This is a genomic window from Dyella silvae (assembly GCF_026421305.1).
GTDB lineage: Bacteria > Pseudomonadota > Gammaproteobacteria > Xanthomonadales > Rhodanobacteraceae > Dyella > Dyella silvae.
On sequence record NZ_JAPJBQ010000005.1, the window covers coordinates 80,442 to 105,295 of the forward strand.

The 24,854-nt window shown below is 63.4% G+C and carries 22 protein-coding genes; 8 read left to right on the top strand and 14 right to left on the bottom strand.

Going from position 1 to position 24,854, the window contains the following annotated elements:
• Positions 1-29: 29 nt before the first annotated feature.
• The 6 genes from OQE56_RS13055 to OQE56_RS13080 all read right to left on the bottom strand — a co-directional run bounded on the left by OQE56_RS13055 (position 30) and on the right by OQE56_RS13080 (position 5,720).
• Positions 30-1,046 carry an NADP-dependent oxidoreductase gene (locus OQE56_RS13055; RefSeq protein WP_267224926.1) on the bottom strand — a complete coding sequence of 339 codons (1,017 nt, stop codon included), beginning with the start codon at positions 1,044-1,046 and terminating at the stop codon, positions 30-32.
• A gap of 14 nt (positions 1,047-1,060) precedes the next feature.
• Positions 1,061-1,894 (bottom strand): SDR family oxidoreductase, encoded by an 834-nt coding sequence (locus OQE56_RS13060; RefSeq protein ID WP_323748581.1) that lies wholly within the window; start codon positions 1,892-1,894, stop codon positions 1,061-1,063.
• Positions 1,866-2,636 carry an SDR family oxidoreductase gene (locus tag OQE56_RS13065; RefSeq protein ID WP_267224928.1) on the bottom strand — a complete coding sequence of 257 codons (771 nt, stop codon included), beginning with the start codon at positions 2,634-2,636 and terminating at the stop codon, positions 1,866-1,868. Before OQE56_RS13065 ends, OQE56_RS13060 begins: the two co-directional genes overlap by 29 nt.
• A gap of 97 nt (positions 2,637-2,733) precedes the next feature.
• Positions 2,734-3,423 (bottom strand): histidine phosphatase family protein, encoded by a 690-nt coding sequence (locus OQE56_RS13070; RefSeq protein WP_267224929.1) that lies wholly within the window; start codon positions 3,421-3,423, stop codon positions 2,734-2,736.
• A 3-nt stretch (positions 3,424-3,426) separates the two neighbouring features.
• Positions 3,427-4,494, bottom strand: coding sequence for a phosphotransferase family protein (locus OQE56_RS13075; protein ID WP_267224930.1), 1,068 nt, complete (start codon positions 4,492-4,494; stop codon positions 3,427-3,429).
• The gene (locus OQE56_RS13080; protein ID WP_267224931.1) at positions 4,491-5,720 is read right to left on the bottom strand and encodes an acyl-CoA dehydrogenase family protein; all 1,230 of its coding nucleotides are present in this window, start codon (positions 5,718-5,720) and stop codon (positions 4,491-4,493) included. Before OQE56_RS13080 ends, OQE56_RS13075 begins: the two co-directional genes overlap by 4 nt.
• Positions 5,721-5,869: 149 nt before the next feature.
• Here OQE56_RS13080 and OQE56_RS13085 point away from each other — a divergent pair, with 149 nt between their 5' ends.
• The 4 genes from OQE56_RS13085 to OQE56_RS13100 all read left to right on the top strand — a co-directional run bounded on the left by OQE56_RS13085 (position 5,870) and on the right by OQE56_RS13100 (position 11,918).
• The gene (locus OQE56_RS13085) at positions 5,870-6,790 is read left to right on the top strand and encodes a LysR family transcriptional regulator (protein WP_267224932.1); all 921 of its coding nucleotides are present in this window, start codon (positions 5,870-5,872) and stop codon (positions 6,788-6,790) included.
• 62 nt (positions 6,791-6,852) lie between these two features.
• Entirely contained in the window at positions 6,853-8,526 is a 1,674-nt protein-coding gene (locus OQE56_RS13090) for an FAD-dependent oxidoreductase (protein WP_267224933.1), read from the top strand.
• A 102-nt stretch (positions 8,527-8,628) separates the two neighbouring features.
• The gene (gene prmC, locus OQE56_RS13095) at positions 8,629-9,453 is read left to right on the top strand and encodes a peptide chain release factor N(5)-glutamine methyltransferase (RefSeq protein WP_267224934.1); all 825 of its coding nucleotides are present in this window, start codon (positions 8,629-8,631) and stop codon (positions 9,451-9,453) included.
• A gap of 140 nt (positions 9,454-9,593) precedes the next feature.
• Positions 9,594-11,918 (top strand): TonB-dependent receptor, encoded by a 2,325-nt coding sequence (locus tag OQE56_RS13100; protein ID WP_267224935.1) that lies wholly within the window; start codon positions 9,594-9,596, stop codon positions 11,916-11,918.
• Between the two features lie 135 nt (positions 11,919-12,053).
• Here the strand turns inward: OQE56_RS13100 and dxs are convergent, their stop codons facing one another.
• Together dxs and OQE56_RS13110 are read right to left on the bottom strand one after the other, a co-directional pair.
• On the bottom strand, positions 12,054-13,943 hold the full coding sequence (gene dxs / locus OQE56_RS13105; RefSeq protein WP_267224936.1) for a 1-deoxy-D-xylulose-5-phosphate synthase: 1,890 nt from the start codon (positions 13,941-13,943) through the stop codon (positions 12,054-12,056).
• 100 nt (positions 13,944-14,043) lie between these two features.
• Positions 14,044-14,646, bottom strand: coding sequence for an HNH endonuclease (locus OQE56_RS13110; RefSeq protein WP_267224937.1), 603 nt, complete (start codon positions 14,644-14,646; stop codon positions 14,044-14,046).
• Positions 14,647-14,901: 255 nt separating this feature from the next.
• Here OQE56_RS13110 and OQE56_RS13115 point away from each other — a divergent pair, with 255 nt between their 5' ends.
• Positions 14,902-15,666 (top strand): SapC family protein, encoded by a 765-nt coding sequence (locus OQE56_RS13115; RefSeq protein ID WP_267224938.1) that lies wholly within the window; start codon positions 14,902-14,904, stop codon positions 15,664-15,666.
• 153 nt (positions 15,667-15,819) lie between these two features.
• The gene (locus tag OQE56_RS13120; RefSeq protein WP_267224940.1) at positions 15,820-16,221 is read left to right on the top strand and encodes an ester cyclase; all 402 of its coding nucleotides are present in this window, start codon (positions 15,820-15,822) and stop codon (positions 16,219-16,221) included.
• Positions 16,222-16,269: 48 nt separating this feature from the next.
• On the opposite strand, the gene OQE56_RS13125 is transcribed toward OQE56_RS13120, so the two are convergent.
• The 4 genes from OQE56_RS13125 to OQE56_RS13140 form a co-directional block, all read right to left on the bottom strand.
• Positions 16,270-16,989 carry a DUF899 family protein gene (locus tag OQE56_RS13125; RefSeq protein ID WP_267224941.1) on the bottom strand — a complete coding sequence of 240 codons (720 nt, stop codon included), beginning with the start codon at positions 16,987-16,989 and terminating at the stop codon, positions 16,270-16,272.
• 58 nt (positions 16,990-17,047) lie between these two features.
• Entirely contained in the window at positions 17,048-17,521 is a 474-nt protein-coding gene (locus tag OQE56_RS13130; RefSeq protein ID WP_267224943.1) for a GNAT family N-acetyltransferase, read from the bottom strand.
• 215 nt (positions 17,522-17,736) lie between these two features.
• Entirely contained in the window at positions 17,737-19,512 is a 1,776-nt protein-coding gene (locus OQE56_RS13135) for an acyl-CoA dehydrogenase C-terminal domain-containing protein (protein WP_267224944.1), read from the bottom strand.
• Positions 19,513-19,549: 37 nt separating this feature from the next.
• The gene (locus OQE56_RS13140) at positions 19,550-20,032 is read right to left on the bottom strand and encodes a hypothetical protein (RefSeq protein WP_267224945.1); all 483 of its coding nucleotides are present in this window, start codon (positions 20,030-20,032) and stop codon (positions 19,550-19,552) included.
• A gap of 193 nt (positions 20,033-20,225) precedes the next feature.
• Between OQE56_RS13140 and OQE56_RS13145 the strand changes: the two genes are divergently transcribed.
• A complete protein-coding gene (locus OQE56_RS13145) occupies positions 20,226-20,693 on the top strand; it encodes an SET domain-containing protein (protein WP_267224946.1) in 468 nt (155 codons plus the stop codon).
• Between the two features lie 156 nt (positions 20,694-20,849).
• On the opposite strand, the gene OQE56_RS13150 is transcribed toward OQE56_RS13145, so the two are convergent.
• Together OQE56_RS13150 and fusA are read right to left on the bottom strand one after the other, a co-directional pair.
• The gene (locus OQE56_RS13150; protein WP_267224947.1) at positions 20,850-21,356 is read right to left on the bottom strand and encodes a GreA/GreB family elongation factor; all 507 of its coding nucleotides are present in this window, start codon (positions 21,354-21,356) and stop codon (positions 20,850-20,852) included.
• 134 nt (positions 21,357-21,490) lie between these two features.
• Positions 21,491-23,530, bottom strand: coding sequence for an elongation factor G (gene fusA / locus OQE56_RS13155; protein ID WP_267224948.1), 2,040 nt, complete (start codon positions 23,528-23,530; stop codon positions 21,491-21,493).
• Between the two features lie 230 nt (positions 23,531-23,760).
• Between fusA and OQE56_RS13160 the strand changes: the two genes are divergently transcribed.
• Positions 23,761-24,852 carry a hypothetical protein gene (locus OQE56_RS13160; protein ID WP_267224949.1) on the top strand — a complete coding sequence of 364 codons (1,092 nt, stop codon included), beginning with the start codon at positions 23,761-23,763 and terminating at the stop codon, positions 24,850-24,852.
• Positions 24,853-24,854 lie beyond the last annotated feature (2 nt).

The window sequence follows — 24,854 nt, forward strand, 5'->3', positions numbered from 1 at the left end:
GCCCTTTTTCTTCGCATGCATGTTTCGATTCACGCGTCGTCAGCCACCTTCAACACCAGCTTGCCGGTGTGACTGCCGTCGAACAGGCGGTTGAGCACCAGCGGTGCGTTCTCCAGGCCATCCGCGATGGTTTCACCGGCCTTGATCTTGCCGCTGATCACCCAGCCCACCAGATCTTGCACGGCGCGCTGCTGCTCTTTGTAGTCGAAGGCGAGAAAGCCGCGCACGGTGAGGCGTTTGACGATGATGACGCCGTAGTCGTCCGAGGGTTTGCCACCGCTGGCGTAGTTGGCGATGAGTCCGCACAGCGCCACGCGGCCGCCGTTGACCATGCGTGACAGCACTGCGCGCATCACCGGGCCGCCCACGTTTTCAAAATTGACGTGCACGCCATCAGGCGTCGCCGCGGCGAGCGCTTGTTTGAAGTTGTCCGCTTTGTAGTCGACGGCCGCATCGAAGCCGAGATCCTCGATCAGGTGACGGCACTTTTCTGCGCCACCGGCGATACCCACCACGCGCGCGCCACGCAGCTTGCCGATTTGCCCGGCGATGGAACCGACCGAGCCTGCCGCCGCCGATACCACCAGCGTCTCACCCGGCTGTACCGGAGCGATGTCGGTGAGGCCGTAGTAGGCGGTGATGCCACTGAAGCCGCAGGCGCCGAGCAGGGTAGGCAACGACACCGGGGGCTTCGGCGGCAGCTTCACCCAGTAACCCATCTTGTTTTCGTCGATCAGCGCGTAGTCTTGCCAGCCCACCAGGCCTTGCACCAGATCGCCCTCGGCATACTGCTTCGACTTCGACGCCACTACGCGGCCGATGCCAACGCCACGCATCACCTCCCCGATGGCCACCGGCGGCATGTATTGCGGAATGTCGCTCATCCACACGCGATTGGTGGGGTCCATGGAGATATAGAGCACGCGCACCAGCGCCTGGCCTTCGGTCAGCTCGGCCGTGGGTGTTTCGCGCAGATCGAAGTTATCGAGGCTTACCAGCCCTTCGGGGCGGGTCTTCAGCAGCAGTTGGCGATTCGTGAAGCTCATGGCGTATCTCCGGGTCAGACGGCGCGTGCGCCGCCATCGATGACAAGTTCAGCGGCAGTGACATAGCGGCTCTCGTCGCAAGCGAGATAGAGCACCGCATAGGCGACGTCGTCCGGCTCACCAAGGCGATGCATGGGAATGCCGCGCGTCAGCTTGCGCGTGGCCTCTTCTTCGCCCAGTTTGTCAAAGAAGGGTTTGACGATGCCGGTGCGGATAAAGGCGGGATGGATTGAGTTGCAGCGCACATCGATCTTTTGCCGTGTGCAATCCATCGCCACCGATTTGGTCAGTGCGGCAACGGCGGCCTTCGAGGTGTTGTAAGCGGTGTAATCCGGGTCGATCTTGAACGCCGCGAGCGAAGAAATATTCACGATGGACGCAGGCTGTGCGTCGCGCAAATAGGGCATGGCGTACTTGCAGCCCAGCATGATGCTGTCCACGTTGACGCTCATCACGCGGTGCCATTCCTTCAGTTCTATGCGTTCGATGCCGCCGAGAGAGCCGATGCCGGCGTTGTTGACCAGCACCGAAAGGCCGTCCATTGCCTTCGTGGCTTCCGCCAGCGTGCGTTGCCACATCACTTCGTCACTCACGTCCTGCGCCGCTGACCACGCGACCTGGGCGCCATGCTCCTGATTGATCTCCGCGGCTACCGCAGCCACGGCATCACGTTCGATATCGGTAAGGAAGACCCTGGCGCCATGGCGTGCAAGCATGCGCGCCGAAGCCGCGCCGAGCCCGCCGGCCGCGCCTGTGATAAGTGCGCGTTTTCCAGCGGCCCGCGGGGGGAGAGCAGATGTCATGAGACGCTCCTTGGCATCAAACGCTGAGATAACCACCATCGACATTCAGTACCGCGCCTGTCGTGTACGACGCGGCGTCGGAGGCGAGGTAAAGGGCGGCACCAGCCATTTCAGAAGGCTGTGCCACGCGGCGCATCGGCACGTGTGCCAGCGCCTGCTTGAGTATGGCCGGGGTGTTCACCAGCACGGAGGCGAACTTGGTATCCGTCAGGCCCGGCAGCAACGCATTGCAGCGCACGTTCTGTTCGGCGCACTCGACTGCAAAGGCCTTGGTCATCGAAATGACCGCTGCCTTGGTGATGGAGTAGATGCCTTGCTGTACGCCCGGCACCACGCCATTGACTGATGCCACGTTGACGATGGCGCCGCCTCCGTTCTTTGCCATCAGGCGGGCGCCATGGGTGGACATGTAGAAGTAGCCGCGGATGTTCACGTCTACGGTCTTCTGGAACACAGACGGCTCCGTATCCAGAATGTGGCCGAAGAACGGGTTGGTCGCCGCATTGTTGATCAGGATGTTCAGTCGCCCATGCGTCTTCTCCACGTGGTCGTAGAGCGAGGCGATCTGTTCCATCTCGCCGATATGGCAGGCGACGGCTTCGGCGGAGCCACCCTCGGCCGCGATGGCATCGACGACCGTCTGACAATCGGCCTGGCGGCGGCTGGACACGATCACGTGGGCGCCGTGCGCAGCGAGCAACTTCGCAATCTCAGCGCCGATGCCGCGACTGGCGCCGGTGACGATGGCGATCTTTCCGGTGAGATCGAAGGTGGCGGGTGTGGTCATGAATGCGGTTCCTGAGATGGGCAGGGCGTTTGGCGTCGTTCGTGCGGTGCCGAAAAAACGGTACGAATGTTTTGCGTGTGGACCGGGTGACGTTTGCTCATCGCATCGTCACCAGTGCGTTGTTGCCGGCGCGTTCCAGATGAGGCCACATGTTGTAAGTCAACAACGTGGCGCCGCGTGAACCCAGTCGCAGGCGCGTGATGCCGGTGTTCACCAGTGGCCAGCTGAGTTCGAAGGTTTGAGGCGGCGGCGTGCCAAGCAATGCACCGGTCATTACCGAAATCGGTCCGCCCGAGGTGAAGGCCCATAGGGTGCGGGCAGGTTGGTCAGCCAGTTGCCGCTGCGCTTCCAGCACGTTGGTGCGGAAGGTGCTCCAGCTGGTCGCGTAATCGGCATCGTGTTCGCCACTCACCCATCGGGCGATGGCGTCGGAGAAAAGTCGCTGGAATGCACGATGCGGATCGGGTGACTGCTTCAACTCGGCACGTAGCGCACCCGCGCCGGTGAGATCAGGACGAAGGCGCGCGAGCAGTTCGTGGTGATCGACTTCATCGAGTCCAGGCAGCATCAGCGGCTGAGCGTCGATTCCCGCGGCGTGCAGGCAGTGGGTGGCCGTATCCCGATGCCGCACGCGCGGGCCGATGGCCACCAGGTCGGGTTTGATGGCGCAATCGGCCAGCCATCTTCCCAACAGGCGGGATTGCTCCTCGCCCATGGGCGAGAGCTGATCGTAGTCCTCGGCGCCGAAGCTCGCCTGTCCGTGGCGTATCAACCAAAGCTCGCGCATCGCTCAGCCTTCCGTCGCCATCAGGCGGCGACAGCGCATGCCCATATAGCGGGCAGCATCGCCAAAGCCGGCAAATTGCGGGTTGGTGGTCTGGCCCAGCGCGTAACGGCGATAGATCTGCTGGATGATCACCATCAGGCGAAACAGTCCGAACACTTCGTAGAAGCCGAAGCGCGATACATCAAGCCCCCTGCGTTCGCCGTAGTAGATAACGACCTCACGACGGGTCAGCATGCCGGGCTCGTGCGTGGGTTGGCGGCGGAACGACTGGAACACCGGATCATCGTCAGCCTGTACCCAATAGGCGAGCGAACCACCGAGATCCATCAGTGGATCGCCGATGGTGGCCATTTCCCAGTCGAGCACGCCGATGATGGTGAGCGGATCGTCAGGTGCCAAGACGACGTTGTCGAAACGGTAGTCGTTGTGGATAACGCAGTTGGCGTTGTCTCGCGAGGGCTGATGGGTGTCGAGCCAGGCGAGCACGTCTTCGCACGGGTCGGAACCTTCCGTTGCGGCCTGTCGCCAGCGCTCGCTCCAGCCCGCCACCTGACGGGCGATATAACCCTCACCCTTGCCAAGGTCCTTCAGATCCGAGGGTGCAGTGTCGACCTGATGCAGTTCGATCAGCCGGTCGATGAAACCCAGACATAGTTTGCGTACGCCATCGGGGTCGAGCCCTAGTGCAGGCGGCAGGTCGCGACGCAGGATGGTGCCGTTAAGTCGCTCCATCACGTAGAAGTCCTGGCCGATGACGCTCGGGTCGTCGCAGCACGCAAGGATGGCCGGCACGTAGGGATAGCTCGGCTTCAGCGCACCCATGACACGCGCTTCGCGCAACATGTCGTGCGCGGATTTCGCCTTGGCGCCTCGCGGTGGACGCCGCAGCACCAGCTCACGATTCGCGTAGCTGAGCAGATAGGTGAGGTTGGAGGCGCCGCCGGGAAACTGCTTTACCGTCGGCACGCCTTCAAGACCGCCGATATGGTGCTTGAGGAAGCTATCGGCGCGCGCCACATCAAAAGCATCTTCCTCGCGCACGGCGCGTGCCTGATCCTGGATGGCCGTCATACGCGCGCCTCCCGTGCCTTCTGAGCCTTGGCTTCGAGCTTGGCGATGACGGCGCGGTGGACTTCGTCCGGGCCGTCAGCCATGCGCAACACGCGTGCGTAAGCGTAGAGCTGCGCGAGTGGAAGATCGTCGGTGAAGCCGGCGCCACCGTGGATCTGGATAGCTGCGTCGGCGGCCTGCTGCGCCACCGAGGGCACGACCACCTTGATTTGCGAGATAAGGCTCAGTGCGGCTTTGGGTCCCTGCGTATCCAGCATCCAGGCGGTCTTGAGGGTGAGCAGGCGTGCTTGTTCGATGGCCATGCGCAAGTGCGCCACGATATCGGCGTTGCCACCCAGCGCAAGCAGCGGCTTGCCGAAGGCCACACGTGACTGCGCGCGCTGGCACAGCAGCGACAAGGCGCGCTCGGCTGCTCCCAGCGCGCGCATGCAGTGATGCACGCGGCCCGGGCCAAGCCGGCCCTGTGCGATCTCGAAGCCGCGGCCGACGCCGTGTATGACGTTTTCCAGTGGCAGGCGAACATTATGGAAACTTATTTCACCGTGACCCGACGGCTCGTCGTAGTCGTGAAACACCGGAAGCATGCGCTCGATGCGCACACCCGGCGCGTCGAGCGGGCAGATCACCATGCTGTGCCGATGATGCGGCTGAGCGTGCGGATCGCTGAGGCCCATGAAGATGACGAAGCGGCAGTGCGGATGTCCCAGGCCAGTGGTCCACCACTTGCGGCCGTTGAGCACCACCTCATCGCCTTCGACATGGGCGGTGGCTTGCATGTTGGTCGCGTCGGAGGAGGCCACCTCCGGTTCGGTCATGGCGAAGCCCGAGCGAATCTCGGCGCTCAACAGCGGCGCCAGCCATTGCGCGTGTTGCGCGGGTGATCCGTAGCGATGGAGCACTTCCATGTTGCCGGTATCCGGCGCGCTGCAGTTGAACACTTCCGGCGCGATGAACGAGTGGCCCATGATTTCGGCCAGTGGTGCGTACTCCAGGTTGCTCAGGCCGGCTCCGTGGGGGGCGTCCGGCAGAAAGAGATTCCACAGCCCGGCGGCACGGGAACGTGCCTTTAGCGTTTCCATCACCGGCGGCTGGCGCCACTGCCGATGATCGGGTCCGCCGATCAGTTGCGATGCATAGACCGGCTCGGCGGGGAGGATCTCCTCGCGCATGAACCGGCTGAGGCGTTCGATAAGCGCCTGCGTGCGCTCGGAGGGGCTGAAGTCCATGGGGTTCTCCTGACTTCCGGCAGCCTACGCCTGTGTCATCCGATTATTGAAATGAATATGCTTTATGGCAGTGCATTAGTGGTGTGAATGGGCTGGCGACTCCGGACGACTCCGCAGCCGCTGCGCGCCCGTCCAGAGGAGGAGCCAGCGTGGACCGCGACAGCCGAATCGACCTCAACCTGTTCCGCGTCCTTGATGCGATCTACACCCAGGGCGGCGTGAGCGCAGCGGCGCGGGTGCTGCACCTCACCCAGCCCGCGGTGACACATGCCTTGCGCCGGCTACGCGATCATTTGGGAGATCCGCTGTTCGTGCGTCAGGGCAACCGTTTGCTGCCGACAGAGAAAGTGCGAGCGATGATGCCGGCGGTGCAGGCCCACCTGAAGGGTTTGATGGCCAGCACGCATGCTCAGCCGCAGTTCGATGCCACGCGTCTGGACATGGCGTTCGTCATCGGGTTTCGCGACATTCTCGAATCCTTCGCCTTGCCCGGCCTGATGACGAGCATTGGCCGTGAGGCGCCGGGTGTGCGTGTGGTGAGCCGTCGTGTAGCCGCCGATGAGGTGGAGCGCGAGCTCGCCACAGGCACGCTGGATCTGGTGGTGGATCGCCCGCTGCGAGCAGGTCCGCGCATTGCGCATCGCCACTTGCTGGACGAGACGCTGGTGGTGGTCATGCGGCGCGACCATCCGCTGGCGGCGCAGATGCGCCGCGCCGACTATTTCGCGGCAGCACACGTGGCCGTATCACCGCTGGGTGAGCCGAACGCGCTCGATCGCCTGCTCGGACAGGACGGGATGTTCCGCGAGGTACGCCTGGTCTGCCAGCACTACTTTTCGGCATGCCAGATCGTGGCGGCCAGCGACCTGCTACTGACGGTGCCGCAGGCGTATGCCCGCCGCCTCGCCGAACTGCTGCCCATCGTTGTGCGGCCGTTACCCGTTCGGGTAAAGGCATTTCCGATCATGGCCTACTGGCACCAATCGAAGGACGACGACCTTGCCCATCAGTGGTTTCGTGAGCACGTCGTAACGGCGATTACGCGGGCCATCTTACCTACCCAAAAGTGACTTGCTAGCGACATCGACGTGGGCGCACGATGGTGGAACAGCCAAGGATAGAGGTGTTTTACATGTCGGTTCCGTCATCGCCCGAAGTCGTCTACGACCCCACCGATCCGATGCATCGCCGGGAGCAGATGTTTCCGCAGCTGAGCCCGGACATGGTGCGGCGTATGGCGGCCTACGGACATGAGGAACAGATTGCGGCCGGCACGCTGCTGTTTCAGCGTGGGCAGCGCGGCGTGGATTTCTATCTCGTGCTGGAGGGATTCATCGAGATATTCGATCTCGATAAATTTGGGCAGCCGAACGTGTTCACCACCCACGGGCCGCGCCAGTTCACAGGCGAAATGAATCTGCTGAACCAGCGCGCCATCATGGTGTCTGCGCGGGCGGCGGTGGATAGCCGGGTCATCCGCATGGGCAGCGACGCTTTCCGCCGCATGGTGGCCTCAGAGGCGGATATCAGCGAAATCATCATGCGTGCGTTCATTCTGCGCCGCGTGGGTTTGATCCGCCTGGGGGTAGGCGGTGTCGTGTTGGTAGGGCCGGGGCACAGCGCCGATACCTTGCGGCTTGAGCGTTTTCTCGTTCGCAATGGCTACCCGCACAGGCTCATCGATACCGAGGCCGATCCGACGGCAGGTGGGTTCATTGATTTGTTTCAGCTGCGCCCGGAGCAGCTGCCCGTCGTGGTCTGCCCGGAACACTGCTTTCTGCAGAATCCGACCACCGCCGAATTGGCCGACGAACTCGGGCTGACCGAAATTATCGACCCGCAACATGTCTATGACGTGGCCGTGGTGGGTGCAGGCCCTGCCGGGTTGGCGGCAGCCGTCTACGCGGCATCGGAGGGGCTGTCCACCATCGTGGTCGAGGGGATGGCGCCGGGTGGCCAGGCAGGTACGTCGTCGAAGATCGAAAACTACCTTGGCTTTCCCACCGGCATTTCGGGACAAGCCCTGGCAGGGCGCGCGCAGGCGCAGGCGCAGAAGTTCGGTGCGCGCATGGCGATTTCGCGGCACGCCTCCGCCATCGATTGCAGCGAGCGGCCCTATCGCTTGCATCTGGATGATGGGCAACGCATCACCGCGCGCGTCATTATCGTCGCCACCGGCGCGCGCTATCGCAAACTCGATGTGCCCGGGTATGCGCGCTTCGAAGGGGCGGGCATCCACTACGCGGCCACGGCCATGGAAGGGCAGCTCTGCACCGATGAAGAGGTGGTGGTGGTCGGTGGCGGCAATTCGGCAGGACAGGCCGCGGTGTTTCTGTCGCGCATTGCGAAGCATGTGCACATCCTGGTGCGCTCCGGCGGGCTGGCGGCGACCATGTCCGATTACCTGGTGCAGCGCATTGCGCAATCCTCCGACATCACCCTTCATACGCGCTGCGAGGTGGTGGAGATGGAGGGCGAGGAAAGGTTGCACGGCGTCGTCTGGCGTGATCGCGACAGTGGCGAGTTGACCCGTTGCCCTGCGAGCAACATGTTCGTGATGATTGGCGCAGAACCCAACACCGACTGGCTCACGGATTGCCTTGCACTGGACCCTCACGGTTTCGTGCTGACCGGGCGTTGCGCGCAAGGTCACCTGTTGGAATCACCCTATGCGACTACCAAACCCGGCATCTTTGCCGTGGGCGATGTGCGTGCCGGGTCGGTCAAGCGCGTGGCGTCGAGCGTGGGCGAGGGCTCTGTGGTGATTCAGGCGGTGCACCACTATCTGCATCCTGAGACCGACTGAAGCTGCGGGTGTTGTCTTAAACTGCCAGCCTCTCGATTCAGGATGTCCTCATGTCGCGTTCGACATTTTGCCTTGTAACCCGTGTTTCGCGCGGAGCATGGCGTGGCTGAGGTGCGCGGCACACTGGCCGACGCTGCACGTCTGCTGGGAGACAGGCTGGAGGCAGAGCTGCTGCTCGTGCACGTGCTGGGCAAGCCACGCAGCTGGCTGATTGCGCATGCGACGGATGCGCTGGAGGCAACGTGCGTCGATGCGTTCGACGCCTTGGTGCGGCGGCGGCTTCATGGTGAGCCGGTGGCTTATATCACCGGGCATCGCGGCTTCTGGTCGCTGGAGCTGGCGGTGACGCCGGCCACGTTGATCCCGCGTCCGGAAACCGAGTTGCTTGTGGAGCTTGCGCTGGAGCGTCTGCAAGCCGGTGCGCAGGTGGCCGATCTCGGGACGGGCAGCGGCGCGATTGCGCTCGCCATTGCACACGAGCGTCCACAGACGCAGGTCACCGCCACGGATGCCAGCGCGGATGCGCTTGCGGTGGCCCAAAGCAACGCGGTGAAACACGGCATTACCAACGTCCGTTTCGTTCACGGCGATTGGTTGACGCCGCTGGCAGGTCAGCGTTTTCACATGGTGGTTTCCAATCCGCCTTACATCGAAGCCGCTGACCCGCATCTGCAACAGGGCGATCTGCGCTTCGAGCCTCCCACAGCACTGGCTTCCGGCGCGGACGGTCTCGATGACATCCGACGCATCGTGGACGATGCGCGCGCTCATCTGGAACCCGGCGGCTGGTTATTGATGGAGCACGGCTGGAATCAAGGTGAGGCGGTACGCGCGATGCTGGCGGCAGCGGGTTATCACGAAGTATTCACGGCGCAGGACCTGGAGCAGCGGGATCGCGTCAGCGGTGGGGTCTGGCGACAGCCTTGATATCTGCGCATCGCGTGCTGAATGGTGGGTGCGCTGCCTGTGTTGAACCGGCGTAGACTGATTCTTAACCGTGAGACATCGATGCCCGATCAGGGGCGTTCGTGCGGGCTTAGGTGCCGTTCCTGAAAAGGAGAGGCTCCATGCCGAATCGACTGTTTCGACCGAGGTGTGCCCGTGTCCATGCGGGCAGGACCTGCCTGGCAGGCGCGTTGCTCTCGTTGCTTCCTTGCGCACTGCATGCGCAGACAGCTGAAACGCAGGCACAGCCACCGCCACCATCGCAGCAGCAGAGCGAGGCCGCCAAGGCGCCCAAGCGCGTTGTGACATTGGGCGAAGTGGTCGTCACGGCCAACCGGCGCAGCGAACTTTCGCGCGACGTGCCCATGCATGTGGACGTGGTGCCCGCCGAAACGCTGCAGCAGATCGGCGCGCACACCTTGAACGACTACGTGTCGTATCAGCCCGGTGTGTTCTTTGCGAGCCAGGGCGGCACCGGGCAGGGCGAGCTGGTGATGCGCGGTGTTTCCACCGGCAATCAGACCAGCCCTACGGTTTCGCTTTATATCGACGATGTGCCGGTGGGCGGCAGTACGGTCTACGCGGCGTCGGCCACCTTCCTGCTCGACCCCGTGCTGCTGGATCTGGATCGCATCGAGTTTCTCTATGGTCCGCAGGGCACGCTGTATGGCGCCGGATCCATGGGCGGCCTGATCAAGTATGTGACGCGTCAGCCTGATACAAGTACGCCGTCCGCTTCGGTGGGCTTTGATATATCGGGCACCCAGCACGGCGGCATGAACTACTCCGAGCGGGCCACGCTCAACGTGCCGCTTAAAACCGATATGGCCGCGATGCGCATCAGTGCGGTGGACGAGCACGCGGCAGGCGTTTATGACGCCGTTGGCCAGGAAGCGAAGGGTGGCGTGGACCGCACGCATACGCAGGGTATTCGTTTGCAGTTCGAGGTCGATCCCATCGATAAGCTGACCATTAACCTCAACGGTACAGCGCAGCGCATCGCGGCGGGTGGTTTGTCGATGGCCGATTACAACCTTGATGGACAGCCCATCTCAGGCGGCCCGTATAACCGCAGCCTCAATCATCTCGAGCCGTTTACGCAAACGCTGCAGCTTTATTCGCTACGCGTCGGTTACGACTTCGGCTGGTCTACGCTGAACTGGATCAGTGCCTATCAGGACTTCACCAATCACAGCGTGCAGGACTATCCCGACGGTTTCCTTGGGCTGCTTAATGAGCTGGGTCCGGAACTGGGGTTGCCCTTTCCGCTCAGCAATCTCTATGTCGACTCGACCTATGACGTGCACAAGTCCACGCAGGAGATCCGGCTGACCTCGCCCAAGGGTGATCGCTTCGATTGGCTCGCCGGTTTGTGGCTCAATCGCGAAGACGTGTGGCAGCTCTACAACTTGCAGGGTGACAACATCGGCGCGCCGGGCCAGAGCTTTCTGATCACGCAGTACACCAGTTCACGCTTCGAAGAGTATGCCGGGTACGGTGACCTCACCTGGCACATCACGCCCATGTGGGATCTGACGGGCGGCGTGAGGGTCAGCGGTGACGATCAATGGTTGTCGAACCAGGAGCAGGGGCCGGTGGCAGGCAGCCCCGGCGGTTTTCGCCTGAGCAAGCATAGTTCCGATACCACCGGCATGATTTCCGCCTCATACCGCCCGGATACCAGCCACAGCTACTACCTGCGCGCGTCCACGGGCTATCGCCCAGGAGGGCTGCAGGCGCCGTTGCTTTCCAGCATTGTCGGAGCGGTGCCAGCGGCGACGGATACGTTTGGCTCGGACAAGCTGCAGAGCTATGAGCTGGGTTACAAGGGCAGCCATCTGGACGGCCAATTGAATATTTGGGCGGACGTCTACGATATCGAATGGCACAACATGCAGCTGTTCACCTACACACTGGGCAACGCCATCATCCAGAACGCCGGCGATGCGCGCGTCAATGGCCTCGAGGCGCAGGTCAGCTACACCACCGGGCCCTGGAACTTCAATGTCGCAGGCGCGTACACCTACGCGCGCACGCTCGATGCCCATCCGGATATTGGTATCAGCAAAGGCGCGCCACTGCCGTACTCGGCACGCAGTACCGGTACGCTCAGCGTGCGTTACCAATTTCAGCTGGCAGGCTATGACGCTTATGTGGGTGCCGTCGAGCGGGCGTCGAGCCATCGCCACGCCGGTTTCGAGGGCGACGTGAGCGATCCGGATTTCAATCTGCCGGGCTTCGGCCTTTTGGATTTCAATGCAGGCGTTGCGCTTGCCCATGGCATGACGGTGGATGTTTACCTGCGCAATGCGCTGAACCGGCGTGTCGCCATCGGCACGCTCAATGCGCAGGCGATCGATTTCCTCGCGGCTTTGGGCGGGCCGATGCTGGTGCAGCAGTCCACGCCACGCACCATGGGCGTGTCGTTCAACGTGCCGTTTCATTGAAGGAAGGGTGGGGTGATGGCCGCTGTCGCGGCGCTGGCGTGACATCGCCGTCCAACGTCATCCCCGCAAAAGCAGGGATGACGTTGAGGTGAAAACCGAGTCGTGTGGAAACGGCCGCAGGCTATCTGAGAAAAATCAGGCTGTGACCTGATTCAGCGTGCCGATGTGCGGAAAACGAGCGCGAATCGCGTTGCGAATGCTGGGCAGATCGAGGCCAGCCATGGTCAGCACTTCTTCGCGGCTGCCATGTTCCAGATACGCATCAGGCAGACCCAGGTGCAGGATCGGCTTGACCACGCCATGCGCAGCCAGGCATTCGGCCACACCACTGCCGGCGCCGCCAGCGATAGCGTTGTCTTCCAGCGTGACAAAGGCGTCGTGAGTGCGGGCCAGCTCGAGGATCATCGCCTCATCCAACGGCTTCACGAAGCGCATGTTCACCAGTGTGGCATCCAGTTCGGCGGCGATTTCGGTAGCCGGCGACAGCATGGCGCCAAAACTGAGCAGGGCCAGGCCGTGGCCGCGGCGACGCAGCTCGGCCTTGCCGATGGGCAGCGTCTCCAGTTCCTTCTGCAGCGGCACGCCGAGACCGGTACCGCGCGGATAGCGGATCGCCGCGGGGCCGTGATGATGGAACCCGGTGGTCAGCATCATGCGGCACTCGTTTTCATCGGCCGGCGCCATGATCACCATGTTGGGCAGGCAACGCAGGTACGTAAGGTCGAAGCTGCCCGAATGGGTCGCGCCGTCGGGCCCCACCACGCCAGCGCGGTCGATGGCGAAGGTGACGTCCAGGTTCTGGATCGACACGTCGTGGACGGCCTGATCGTAAGCGCGCTGCAGGAAGGTGGAGTAGATCGCCACGACCGGCTTGGCACCTTCGCAGGCCATGCCAGCGGCCAACGTCACCGCGTGTTGCTCAGCGATGGCCACGTCGAAATAACGCTGCGGATACTCTCTGGAAAAACGCACCAGCCCCGAGCCTTCGCGCATGGCGGGCGTAATGCCCAGCAGGCGCTCATCAGCGGCGGCCATGTCACACAGCCAATCGCTGAAGATGTCGGTGTAGGTGGGCTTGGAAGGACCGGACTTTTTGATCAGACCGGCCTGCGGATCGAACGGGCCCACGGCGTGGTATTCGATCTGCGCCTGCTCAGCCGGCGCGTAACCCTTGCCCTTGGTGGTAATGACGTGCAGCAACTGCGGACCCGGCAGGCTCTTCACCGTGCGCAGCGCGTGCAGCAGCTGCGGCAGGTTGTGACCGTCGATCGGGCCGGTGTAGTGGAAGCCCAGCTCCTCGAACAGCGTGCTGGGCACGAACATGCCCTTGGCGTGCTCTTCCCAGCGCTTGAAGAAGCGGCCGAACAGCGACTGCTTGGGAATAGCGCGCTTGGCGCGCTCGCGCCAGGCGTTGAGCGTACGGCTGGACATCGCGCGGCCGGCCATCTTGGTCAGTGCGCCAACGTTCTCGCTGATGGACATGCCGTTGTCGTTGAACACGACCAGCATGTTGGGCTCCACGTCACCGCCGTGGTTCAGCGCTTCGAACGCCATGCCGGCGGTCATCGCGCCGTCGCCGATCACGGCGACGACCTTGCGGTTATCGCCCTTGCGCTGCGCGGCGATCGCCATGCCCAGCGCGGCCGAGATCGACGTGGAGGAGTGACCCACGCCGAAGGTGTCGTATTGGCTTTCTTCGCGGCGCGGGAACGGCGCCAGGCCGTCCTTCTTCTTGATCGTGGTGATACGGTCGCGGCGGCCGGTGAGAATCTTGTGCGGGTAGCACTGATGTCCCACATCCCATACCAGGCGATCGTCAGGCGTATCGAACACGTGGTGCAGTGCCACGGTCAGTTCCACCACGCCCAGGCCCGCGCCGAAGTGGCCGCCGGAGCTGGCAACCGATTCGATCAGGTATTGGCGCAGCTCATCGGCCACGGCGGGCAGATCCTCATCGGAGACGCGGCGCAAGTCGGCGGGCGTCTCGATGGTCGCCAGATAGGGGTAGCGGGACAGGTCGTTCATCTGCGTATTGTTGAACCAGCCGGGAGGCGGGGCAAGGGCAACGGGGTGAAAACCTGCGGGCGACTGGTTTTCCTGCGCGTGGCGGGGCCCGCCACACGGCTCAGGCCATGTGTTCCCGGCGGTCGCGGGGCAGGTGGCTGACCAGGAATTCCATCTGGTCGGCGAGGATGTTGCGGTTGGAAAGAATCAGGTGCTCCACCCAACTCGGGCGGTAGGGTACGGCCAGCAGTGGCATATTGGCCTGCTGCGGCGTGCGGTTGCTCTTTCGGAGGTTGCAGGCCAGGCAGGCGCAGACCACGTTCTCCCAGATGTCCTTGCCGCGCTTGGAGATGGGGATGACGTGATCGCGGGTGAGCTCGCCGCGGCTGAAACGCTCGCCGCAGTACATGCACAGAAAGCGGTCGCGGGCGAATAAGGCGGTGTTGGTCAGGGCCGGGGCGGGGTCAATGGCGTGGTCGCGGCAGTGGCCCGTGCTGGCAACGATGGGGTGCAGGGAGAGCTTGCTCTGTTCGCCGCTGACGCGGTTATGGCCGCCATGGACGGTGAGACAAGGGTCGCCGAGCGTCCAGGCGACGGCGTCGCGTACGTAGAGGCAAACGGCCTCCTGCCAGCTGATCCAGTCGAGAATGCGGCCGGCGGCGTCCAGCGAAAGCACGCGGGTCGAATGAAGGTCGACCACGCGGCCGGGTACTTCCATCAGCATGCAAAACCGTCCTTCAACCCAGGGGAATGAACGTTCGGGCGCAGCAAAGATGCTCGTAACGGGGTCAGGATAGACCAATTCCATTACAGAACACACGCAAATGCTTGTCCCCGTTGGCAGAACGGTGGTGGAACAGGGTGTTCTCCCGCCGCGCCGGGCGCTGATATAGTGTTTGTTCATCTGTAGACCCGATGCCGGGTTTGGGAGGGGGAGCCTGGGTGGCGACCCCGGCGCGGCTGGGGAGAGGTAGTTAACGTGGCTGAAGTTCTTTTCTACGAGCGTCCCGTCCCGCTCAACCGTAACGAGCACAAGGACCTGCGCATCAAGCCCATTCCGAACCTGAAGTTCGCGAGCACGGTGCATTCGGTGCCGCTGACCGGCGTGGAGTTTCCCGCCGCAGCGCGTGATCTGCCGGTTCTGTTCGGTGGCTTGACCGTCGAAGACGCTGGCCCGATGGCGCTGCTGGGTATGCGTCAGAACGAAAACCTGTTCATCGATGCTGACGGCCGCTGGGAAGCGAACACCTACATCCCAGCCTTCATCCGCCGCTATCCGTTCGTGCTGGCTGAGAAGCCGGCGGGTGCCGAGGGCGACGATTTCACCGTGTTCCTCGACGAGGCCTACGAAGGCTTCGGTACCAGCGAAGGTGATCGTCTGTTCAAGGAAGACGGCGGCGAATCCGAGCTGCTCTCCAATGCCGTGAAGTTCCTCGGCGAGTTCCAGCAGCATGTGGCGCGCACGCAGTGGTTCATGGACCAGCTGCGCAAGCATGACCTGCTCGAGCCGCGCAACATCAGTCTCCAGAGGGACGGCAAGGTCATCAACCTCAACGGCCTGTTTGTGGTCAACGAGGAAAAGCTGCGCCAGCTGGACGAAAAGACCGCGCACGAATTCCTGCGCGAAGGCGTGTTTGGCTGGATCTATGCGCACCTGCTGTCGCTGTCCAACATCGACCGCGTCGGCCAGCGCCTGGGCCAGCGTGAAGATGCAGAGGCCTCCGCCGCTGCTCTGAAGAACTGATGTTCGTGGTGTCGCGGCATCGGACGATGCCGCGACACCGGCGACGCAACGCGCAAGGCGTTGCGTAAGGACGCGCTGAGCCGCGTCAGACGATCTCCTCACAAAGTCCACGCATGATCAGGCGATATGCTTGGGCATCCCCGGGGGGCCGGCATGTCCGAGCAAAACAAGCGCGTAGTGATGACCTACGTGGACGCCTTCAACCGCGGCGATCTCGACGCGGTGTGCGCGGTCTTTGCGCCCGGCGCCCTGATTCACGGCGCGCAGGGCTGGGGTGGACTGGCGATGGCCCGACCTATGTGGGAAGAGCTCATGCGTTGTTTCCAGGTCAGCCTGGAAGTGGACGCGGTGGTGGCCGAGGGCGACACCGTGGCCGTGCGCTATACCGAGCGCGGCCGTTCGGTGGCGTCGTTCCGTGGCGGCGACGTGACCGGACGCGACTATGAAGTGATTGCCATGGAGTGGTTCGTGGTGAAAGGCGGGCATATCGAGCGACGCTGGGGTGCCCGCGATACGGCGTCCCTATTCCGCCAGATGGGCTTGCCGCTTCCCTGAGCTACGGAAAGGCGCTTTGACCGGCCGGCCGTGCCGCTCGCAGTGAGATCACCGCTTCGCCTCATCGCCATAGGTGAGGCTAGGACGCCAGTCGGCGCTGCGGCCTTCGGGCGTGTAGTCGAGCACGTTCCATAACGGCCAGATGGGATCGACATGGCGCGGATCCTGTCCGGGTTCGGCGGGTACGAACATCAGCTCGCTGCCCCACGTATGGTGGATCTGCCCGTCGTGGCGAGTGAACACATTAAGCGCCGGCATCTGGCGCCCGTCAGCGGTTTCACCGTGATAGTCCGTGTTGTACGTGTTGTGCGCCGATGACAGCAGATGCAGATGCCGCCAGCCGCGTTCGCGAGCGAAATGGCGGATGCGCTGGATCGGCGACTTGGCGACGACCGCCACATTGGTGCGCTGTCGCAGATGCGGTATCTCGGCGTCGAGTGCGTCGAGAATGGACGAGCACGATGGGCACGGTTGCGCCATGGCCGGACCGAACATGAAGTTGTAGACGACCAGACTGTCTTTGCCTTCCTCGAACAATTCGGAAAGGCGCGTCTGGCGTTCGATATCGGTATCGAGCGGCGTATTGCCTTCATCGTCGAAGGAGTAGTCCACGGGAACCGGGCCGCCCAGCGGCAGGGCGCGGCGCAGGGCGGCGATGGCTTCGACTTGCTGCCGCAGCTCCATTTCGGCACGCAGCAGACGATCGCGAGCAACGCGATAGGCGTGGCTTTCACCGGGAAATCGTACGGTATGCAGTGGCTGGTTCATGGCGGTCTCCTACTACGGCCGCACACGCGGCGGCCATGCGCCCTTGGCCGCTACCGATTCAGCGTACGGGTTTGGCGAGCCTCAACAGGTCGGCTGCGTATCCCGCACTCTCGTAGATCGCGCGTGCTCGCTCGTTGCCGGGAAAAACGGCCAACGTGATCAGCTGACAGCGATGCTCGCGGGCCCACGATTCCGCGTGATCGAGCAACGCACGACCCACGCCACGGCCTTCGTGTTGCTCAGCCACGGCGATGTCCGAGATATGGCAGTTGGCGCGACCGTTGAAATAGTCCTGAGTCTTCTGCAGGTGGATAAAACCCACCGGCTCGCCGTCGTCGTCTTCGGCCACGAACAAGAAGCTATTGGCTGGCTGCTCATCCAGATGACGCAGCAGGTCGTTGCGGATGCCTTCGATGCATTCGTGACGCCTGCGCCAGGGCGGCAGGTTGAAGTCGACGAAGCGGGGCACGAGACCAAGGATGAAGTCGTCGTCGTCCTCGGCCAGGCGAATCAGGTACGTGGTATCGCTCATGCGGGAAAGCCGGATTAGCGAGAAGGGTGCGTCGTTTCTACACCCAGCCGCGCGGCGGCGGTAGTCCCGAAAGCAAGAAGAGAATCCACGCGGTGGAGGCGCACCCTGCGCGCGACTGGCGGCGAACAAGCCGTGTCGTCAGTCGCGCTCAGGGTGTGCTCTCACAAAAAAAGAAGGGCCCCTCCGTTGTCGGAGGGGCCCTCTTGGGAGTTACGTCAGGCGATAGCGGGGATGGTGTCCGCGCCGGCCTCAATGGCTGCCTTGTGGGTCAGGCTGCGCGGCAGGATACGGGCGAAGTAGAACGTTGCCGAATCGCGCTTGGCCTGCTTGAAGGCTTCCTGCTGGCTGCTGTTGGCCAGTGCGGCCACGCTGCGTGCCCACATGTACGCCAGGGTGATGTAGCCCGAGTAGTACAGGTAGTCCATGGCGGCGGCGCCCAGTTCTTCCGGGTTGGCCATCACGCGCTTGGCAAGCGCCAGGGTGAGGTCTGCCCATTCCTTGGCGTGCTTGGCCAACGGACCGATCAGGCTGGCCAGTGCGACATCCTGGGCGTGCTGCTGGCAGAACGCCTGGATCTCCTGCAGGAACAGCTTGAAGCCGGCGCCCTGCAGCTGGAGGATCTTGCGGCCCAGCAGGTCAGCGGCCTGGATGCCGGTGGTGCCTTCGTACAGGGTGATGATGCGGGCGTCGCGCACGAACTGCTCGACGCCGTTCTCGGCGATGTAGCCATGGCCGCCGTACACCTGCAGCGCTTCCTTGGTGCATTCCTGGGCCAGCTCGGTCACCACGCCCTTGGCGATGGGAATGAGGAAGGCCACCAGCTCACCGGCCTCCTTGCGGACGGCTTCGTCGGCGGCGCGGGCTTCCACGTCGGTCTGCAGCGAGGTGTAGAGCAGCAGCGTGCGGCAGGCTTCGACGATGGACCGCTGGGTCAGCAGCATGCGGCGCACGTCCGGCTGCACCATCAAGTTGTCGGCCGGCTTCTCGGGGAACTTCGGGCCCGACAGCGCACGGCCCTGCAGACGCTCACGCGCGTAGTTGGTGCTGTTCTGCAGTGCACGCTCGGAAAGCGCCAGGCCCTGCACGCCCACGCCAAGGCGGGCGGCATTCATCATGGTGAACATGGCGGCCAGGCCTTTGTGCGGCTGGCCGATCAGGTAGCCCTCGGCAGCGTCGAAGTTCATCACGCAGGTGGCCGAGCCGCGCAGGCCCATCTTGTGCTCGATAGCGCCGGCGGCAACGCTGTTGCGCGCGCCCAGCGAGCCATCGGCATTCACCTTGAACTTCGGCACGATGAACATGGAAATGCCACGGCTGCCGGCCGGTGCGTCGGGCAGGCGGGCCAGCACGAGGTGGATGATGTTCTCGGCCAGATCATGCTCACCGGCGCTGATGAAGATCTTGGTGCCGGTGATCTTCCAGCTGCCGTTCTCGCCGGCCTCGGCGCGGGTCTTCAGCAGGCCAAGGTCGGAGCCGGCCTGCGGCTCGGTCAGGCACATGGTGCCGGTCCAGCGACCTTCCACGATGGGCTTGAGGTAGGTGTGCTGTTGCTCCTCGGTGCCATGGATTTCCATCGCATGGCAGGCGCCTTCCGACAGCAGCGGATACAGGCTCCACGACAGGTTGCCGGACTGGAAGATCTCGGTGGTCGCGGTGCCGACCACGTTCGGCAGTGCCTGGCCACCGAAATGTTCGGCCTGGGTGAGGCCGGTCCAGCCGCCTTCGGCAAAGGCCTTGAAGGCTTCCTTGAAACCCTTGGGCGTGGTCACCGTGTGGGTGGCCTTGTCGAAGTGGCAACCTTCCTCGTCACCGCTGGCGTTGAAAGGGGCCAGCACGGCTTCGCTCAGGCGACCGGCTTCTTCGAGTACGGCGTCCAGCAGGTCGCGCGTATGGCCATCGCCGCCTGTCAGCTTGGTAAGAACGGCATCGGCGCCGAGCACGTCAAAGAGAGCAAAACGCTGGTCGTCGAGCGGAGCCTTGTAGATGGTCATGGCGAAATTCCTGTGTTGGTCATACGGGTGCTGCTTATCAGCGCCAGGTGTTGGGGATACCGGGTACCGGCGAGAGCCAGTCGTTGCCGTGGAAATTGAAATCGCGAGCCTTTTTTTCCTGCTCAGGCGTGGCGTTGGCTGTGCCGCTCACGCTGTAAGGGACGCTGCCGGCGCTGCCCTTGATGGCAGCGGCCTTGAGCGCGGCGGTCATCTCAGGCGTGGGGAGCAGGTTGATCTGGATGACGTCGGCCGCGAAGGCCGGAATATCCCGATCGAAGCGGCCGTGCAGGCGCACCGGCACAAAGTCGGCCACCTTCAGTTCGCCGTCGATCGACGTGAAGTCCATCTCGCCGTAGCTGTTGTTCTGGATGCGGACGGTGACCCGCCACTGGCCATCGGCCTGTGTGGTCATTTCCTGGATGCTGACCGTGGGCGGAAAAACGCTCTTCCGCGGCGGCCCGCAAGCCACCAGGCCAGCCACCAGAACACCCAGCGCTACATAGCGAAGCACTCGTCCCATGGATTCACCTCAAACGATTGTTTGAATCTTAGCAGGATGACCTTGGCGTCTGTCCACCGGGGGCACCCCTGACCTGTGATCTCACTGTGGATGCGATCACGCCTGCGTAGTGGAGTGTGCTGGCGCCGGGAGGTTCCCATTGCGCAGCGCAACAGGCATCATCGCGGGCTCCCCTCATGACTCTTGTTTGCCCATGACCCGTCGCATCGCCGCCCGTCGCTCGCCCATCCATGGCAATGGTGTTTTCGCCGTCGCTCCCATCAAGAAGGGCGAGGAAATCGTCGAGTACAAGGGCACCCTGATGACGCATGCGGAAGCCGATGTCATGTACGGCGATGGCGGCGAAACGGGGCACACCTTCCTGTTCACGCTCAACGACGACTACCTGATCGACGCCAACCGCAAGGGCAACACCGCGCGCTGGATCAATCACAGCTGCGATCCGAACTGCCAGGCCCTGATCGAGGAAAGCGCCAGTGGCGATCCGCGCAAGGACCGCGTGCTGATCGAAGCCATCCGCAACATCAAGCCGGGCGAAGAGCTGACCTACGACTACGGCATCACGCTGGATATGCCGCATACGGCGCGCCTCAAGAAGCTGTGGGAATGCCGCTGTGGCTCCAAGAAGTGCACGGGTACGTTGCTCAAGTCCAGGCGCTGAACCGGTGGGAGCGCACCCTGTGCGCGACCGCGTGGCTAAGGCGTACTCCGGATGATGCTCGCTTGTAAGTAACGCATTTCGGCGATGTGTGAGGGCTGTGCTTAGCCGCGCCCTCCACGTCGCGCACAGGGGGCGCTCCCACAAACGACGACAGCGTCACGTGTCATCGGGATAGTCGATCCCGATCACCTCGATACTTAGGTCCCCCGCCGGTCGCTGCCACATCACTTCATCGCCCATGCGCGCGCCCAGCAGGGCGGCGGCCAGCGGCGATACGTAACTCACCAATCCATGTTCCACGTCGGCCTCGTCCTCGCCGACGATGCGATAGCGTGCCTGGCCTTCGTTGCTGTCAACGGTGACGAGGGCACCGAAGGCTACGCGGTCGCGTGGCTGTTGCGACAGCATCACTTCAATGGCGCTGCTGACGCGCGCGTTGAGCCAGCGCAGGTCGCGTTCGACGGCAGCCAACTCGCGCTGCTGCGGCAGGGTCTCGCCGCCGGAGGCGTGCAAGGCATCGCGTTGTTCCCGCGCCGCGACCAACCGCGCGCGCAGCTGCGCCAGCCCTTGTGGCGTGACGTAGTTGGGATGTTCGCTTAGCGGGATATCCGGCAGGCGTTCGGCCGCGGACTCGTCCGCATCCTTCACGAAGGAGCGGCTCATTGCATGCCTCCAGCGCCCGATTTGTGGCGCATGTTCTATGGGGTTACATGGCGGCGTTTTCGCCGCGCCTCAAGCGTCGCTCGCAGAGCCGGCCAGCACGGTGGGGACCGCGCCTGCCGGCCGGATGCGACCCGTCAGTCTTCTTCCACGTGCGGCTTCCATGCCTCGGTGAGCTGCTTCTGGACCGGTGGCGGCACCGGTTCGTAATGGCTCAAATCCAGGCTGTAACGTCCACGGCCGCCGGTCATCGCCTTTAGCTCGGTGGGGTAATCGGTGAGTTCGGCCAGCGGCGCCTGGGCCTTGATCACCAGCTCGCCGCCACGCAGCGAGTCGGTGCCGAGGATGCGCGCGCGCTTGCCGGCCAGGCCGCCGGTGACGTCGCCCACACTGGCTTCGGGAATGGCCACCTCAACGTCGACGATGGGCTCCAGCACGATCGGCCGCGCCTTGCCTATCGCATCGAGGAATGCCTTTTTGCCCGCGCTGATAAAGGCCACTTCCTTGGAATCCACCGGGTGGTATTTGCCGTCGTACACAGTGACGCGCACATCCTGGATCGGGTAGCCGGCAATCGCACCGGCTTCCAGCGCCTGGCGAATGCCTTTTTCGATGGCGGGTAGAAACTGCCCGGGAATCACGCCGCCCTTGATGGCGTCGACAAACTCGAAACCGGCACCGCGATCGAGCGGCTCCACGCGCAGAAACACTTCGCCAAACTGACCTGCGCCACCCGTTTGCTTCTTGTGCCGGTGATGTCCCTCAGCGCGGCCAGCAATGGTTTCGCGGTAAGCGATGCGCGGCGGATGCGTGGTCACTTCAACGCCATAGCGCTCCTTCATGCGTTCAAGCATCACCTTCAGATGCAGGTCGGAAAGCCCGCGCACGACGGTTTCATTGAGCTCTTTGTGATGCTCTACGCGAAAGCACGGATCTTCTTCAGCCAGTCGCACGAGCGCCTGCGAGACCTTCTGCTCCTGGCCTTTGTGCTTGGGCTCGAGGGCGAGGCCGAACATCGGCTGCGGGAATCGCACCGGCTGCAGATGGATGCGATCTTCGTCGTGTGAGTCGTGCAGCACTGCGTCGAAATGAATCTCTTCAATCTTGGCGATCGCCGCGATGTCGCCGGGAATGGCCTGATCCACCTCTTCGTGCGCTTTGCCGCGCAGGCGGAACAGATGTCCCACCTTGAACGCCTTTTTGCTGTCATCGATAAACAGCTGCGTGTCGCGCCGTATCGTGCCTTGCCATACGCGAAACACACCGAGCTTGCCTACGAAGGGATCGTTGACGATTTTGAAAACGTCAGCAATCACGTGCTGCCGGCCATCGGCATTGACCGTAATCGCTTCATCGTCGCCATTGAGGAAGGGTGGGGCATTGCCTTCCGCGGGGTTGGGCAACAGGCGATCGGCCAGGTCGAGAAATTCTTTCACGCCGACGCCGGTGCGAGCGCTGACGAAGCAGATGGGAATCAAGTGCCCTTCGCGCAGGCATTGCTCAAAGGCGTCGTGCAATTCCTGTGGACTCAGATCGCCCTCACCTGCGTCGAGGTAATGACCCATCACCGATTCATTGATCTCCACCACCTGATCGATGATGCGCTGGTGCGCGTCGGCCAACGAGGAGAAATCCGTGGAGCCGTCGCTGTGGAAGAAACAGTCGAGCACTTGCTTGCCGCCTTGCGCCGGCAGGTTCACCGGCAGGCATTGCGTGCCAAATTCGTCGCGCAGGGCATCGACCAGAGCACTTAGCTTGGCGCCGTCGCAGTCGATCTTGTTCACCACCAGCACGCGGGCGAGGCCGCGTTCGGCAGCGCGTTCCATGATGCGCCGTGTGCCGTATTCGATGCCGCTGGTGGCGTTGATGACGATGGCCACGGTTTCCACCGCGGCGAATGCCGAAAGCGTCGGTCCGCGGAAATCCGCATAACCGGCAGTGTCGACAAGGTTGATGTGACTATGGCCAAACGGCACGCCGGCGATGGCGGTGTCAATGGAATGCCCGCGCGCCTTTTCTTGTTCATCCGTATCCGACTGCGTGCTGCCACGCTCCACCGAACCCTGGGTCTGGATGACGCCGCCAGCATGCAGCAGGGCTTCAAACAGCGTGGTTTTGCCGGCGCCGGCATGTCCGGCGAGTGCGATATTGCGGATGTTTTCCGTGTTGTACGACACGATGCGACCCTCCTCTGGCGAGGCGCGGAATCGTGCCGACGATGACCTGCGGCGCCGCACGAAGCCGCGCAAGCGGCTGACGATGGCGGGCCGTCATGGTCGTCCAGGCGTGCGGGACGCGGGGGCGGTCATGGCGGGTACGGTCGCGGTGACCGTTTGCATAGCCTTGAACCATTGCCCGGCGGGGTCAAGTTGCACTGCGGGGAAGGGGAACCCTTGGGGCGCCCGGCTTGTCAGCAGAAGTCTCCCATCCACCCTCGCCATCCGCAGGAAGCCGGCGCGAGGCAGATCCCCCGTCTCAGAAGGGAATCCCCATCGAACACACTGAGCAGGTCGAACACCATCGCTGGACGCCGCCCGGGGCCGATACCCGGGGGCTGGCGCCTCTCGATGGCCCCACACGCGCGTTGCTGCATCAACTTCGCTGGCGCAAGGCCCCGCCTCAACGCGGGCGCCACTGGCTGGTGGTGGGCATCGTGCTGGTGCTGCACGCGCTGTTTATCTGGCTGACGTGGCACGAAATGCGATCGTTGCCGGACTGGGGAACATCGGAGCGCAGGCATCGCGATGCCTTGCAGGTGCGGTTGATTCCGCGACCGGCGCCATCGCCACCGCCCCAAGTAGCGGGAGCTGCTCCGGTGCCACCGCCTCAGCCAACGCCTGCCGTGCCACCCGCAGTCAAGCCGCCGGTGGTGCACGAGCCGCCCGCCAGGAACGCGATGACGGTAAGCCTGCCGCCATCGCCGCCTGCGCCTGCCGCCTCTGTACCGCCGTCTCCATCGCTGTATGACGCAGCGGGGCGCGTGATGCTGCCTTCGCCTTCCAGCACGGCGTCGGCGCCTGAAGCGCCTGGCTATGTGCAACGAGGTCCTCAGGGCGACACCAAGGTGATGCAGCACAACAGCCCGGTCACCTACCAGGCCACGCGCTTTGAGAAGGACTGGTCGCAGGGCGGCGGCAGCGTAGTGGACGATGTGCTGAAAAAAGCCGCCGACAAGACCACGGTGAAACACACCTTCCACATTGCTCCGGGTGTGCGCCTTCACTGCGCGATTACCTTTGCGGCGCTAGCGGGCGGTTGCGGCGGCGACCCGCCACCACCGCCGCCATCCAACGATGGCGACATGCGCATGAATATGGCACCAGCCAGTCAGCTGGCGCCGGGTTCTCCCGCGCCCCCGACGCCCAGTGTCGAAGAGTGCATAGCGATCTATCGCGCGAACAAGCCATTGCCGCATGGCTGTCCGGTTGACACGCCCACGCGCTCGGTGGACGCCGAGATGCAGGAGCGCGCGCATCGGAATGATCAGGGAGGCGGGTAAGC